Below are 1146 nucleotides of genomic sequence, written 5' to 3' on the forward strand. Positions count from 1 at the left end.
CATAAACTGCAGAATCTCAGGTTTCTGAGCGATACCTAACCCCATCGAGAATGACAACGCCATAATCAGAATCGCGCGGCGGTCGAGATCAACACGCGAGATAATGCGCACGCCTGCAGCGGCAATGGTGCCGAACATCACGATGGTAGCGCCACCAAGTACAGGCTCTGGGATCAGCTGAACAAAACTGGCCACGCCCGGGAATAGACCAAGAATCACTAACATGCCAGAAATAAAGTAACCCACGTAACGGCTTGCGACGCCCGTTAGCATGATAATGCCGTTGTTTTGACTGAAGGTAGAGTTTGGAAAGCTGTTGAATACCGCAGCGATAGCCGAGTTCAGACCATCCGCTAATACCCCACCTTTGATGCGCTTCATGTAAATAGGGCCTTTAACCGGCTCGCCAGATACTTCAGACGTTGCGGTAATGTCGCCGATCGCTTCCAACGCCGTGATAAAGAAAATCAGCACGAGAGGGATAAACAGTGACCAGTCAAATGACAAGCCGTACTGCATCGGAATCGGTAGCGCAACGAGGTTGGTTTCCCCCAATTTTGAGGTGTCGACCATGCCCATGAAGTATGCCATTACATAGCCAACCAGCATGGCAATCACGATCGAAGCCACGCGAATGTATGGGTTTTTAGAACGATTCAAAATCACAATTAACCCAAGTACGGTACCAGCGAGCGCCAGTTTGTCTAAGCTACCAAAAGTACCGTCGCCCATTGCAGCATAACCACCACCCATAGAAACCAAGCCGACTTGGATCAGCGTCAGGCCAATCAGAGTTACGACAATGCCAGAGACGAGAGGTGTGATGATGCGACGTGCATGCTCAAGCACACGAGACAGTAAGATCTCGGCAAAGGAGGCAGCTAAAATCGTCCCGAAAATCGCCGCCATCATGGTGCTGATGTCCGCGCCACCTGCTTTGAGTGATAAACCCGCACCGATGATTGGACCCAAAAAGTTAAAGCTGGTGCCTTGCACCGATAGCAAGCCGGAGCCAATAGGGCCAAAGGTACGGATTTGGATAAAGGAAGAAACACCAGATGCAAACAGCGACATGCTGATAATGGTGTTGGTTTGATCGGCCGGAACGCCCAAAGATTGGCAAATGATTAATGAAGGTGTAATCAC

1 protein-coding gene is annotated in these 1146 nt (G+C 50.3%); it reads right to left on the reverse strand.

What is annotated here, in order from left to right:
• Positions 1-1146 (reverse strand): nucleobase:cation symporter-2 family protein (locus tag R7O12_RS26130; RefSeq protein WP_318126965.1); only part of this gene is annotated, 1146 nt, incomplete at both ends.

The sequence above is a fragment of the Vibrio sp. Vb1574 genome (assembly GCF_033338675.1).